Annotated in this window: 1 protein-coding gene; it reads left to right on the forward strand. The window is 42.8% G+C overall.

Features of this window, described 5'->3' with window-relative positions; genetic code table 11:
- Positions 1-932, forward strand: a 932-nt coding sequence (locus tag HMPREF0666_RS12595) for an IS1380 family transposase (protein ID WP_009012747.1), incomplete at its 5' end; no start/stop codon positions are given.
- Positions 933-1,190 lie beyond the last annotated feature (258 nt).

Raw genomic sequence — 1,190 nt, forward strand, 5'->3', positions numbered from 1 at the left:
CCTTACTATTACGGGATGATACGGAGAATGGGGCTTATAAGGTGGGCAGTCATGTTGACCTGGACTTTGACCACCAGTTTGTTCCTGCCCACAAGTTCGATGCAAAGTATTCCTACAAGCAGGATTTTGGCTATTTCCCTGGTTGGGCTTCCATTGGAGGATTCATAGTCGGAGGTGAGAACCGTGACGGAAACACCAATGTGAGATTCCATCAGGAAGACACGCTCCGTCGCATTATGGACCGTGTAACCTCAGAACTTGGTGTGGTAATAGAGCGTTTCCGTGCTGACTGCGGGTCGTTCTCAAAGGAAATCATACAAACCGTAGAGCAGCGCTGCAACACGTTCTACATTCGCGCTGCCAACTGCGACAGTCGCTACGAGAATTTCCAACAGTTGAAGGAATGGAAAAACGTTGAGATTGGCTATGAGAAATGCGATGTCACATCCATCAATATGGACAACTTAATAGAAGGAAAGTCATACAGACTTGTCGTACAGCGTAGTCCTTTGAAAGACAAGGATGGCAAGCAACAGACGGATATGTTCGGAGTAATATACACATACCGCTGTATCCTCACCAATGACAGGGTGTCTACCGAGAAGGATATCATTACATTTTATAATGAGCGTGGGGCTAGTGAAAAAAACTTCGACATACAGAACAATGACTTTGGATGGTCACATCTGCCATTTTCCTTTATGGCTGAGAACATGGTTTTCATGATGGTTACTGCCATGCTGAAGAACTTCTATCTCTATCTCGTCCGTCATATCAGCGAAAAGGTCAAGCCGCTGAAAAAGACAAGCAGACTGAAAGCCTTTATCCTGCATTTTGTCAGCGTACCGGCAAAATGGGTGAGAACGGGAAGGCAGAACGTTCTGAACCTATATACAAATAAAACATACTACTCTGAAGTATTCCTTGAATAAACAGTATTTCTTTGTGGCTATCATATTCCCCATTGGGTTTGGGTGGGGGATTTTATGCCTATGCAAGAACCAAGAACCCTAGAAAAGTCCCAAATCAATGGATAAATACCAAAATGTCACGTCAATATATAAAAGTAAATCGCAAAGAATAATGCTGTGGAATTGAGGGAAAGAACCATAAATAATATATCTACTCAGTAGCATATTTGGGGAAGATTCTAACAGTAAGTGTTTTTTTTATCACCTTAATTCCGCAGC

This window comes from Prevotella sp. C561, assembly GCF_000224595.1.
Taxonomy (GTDB): domain Bacteria; phylum Bacteroidota; class Bacteroidia; order Bacteroidales; family Bacteroidaceae; genus Prevotella; species Prevotella jejuni.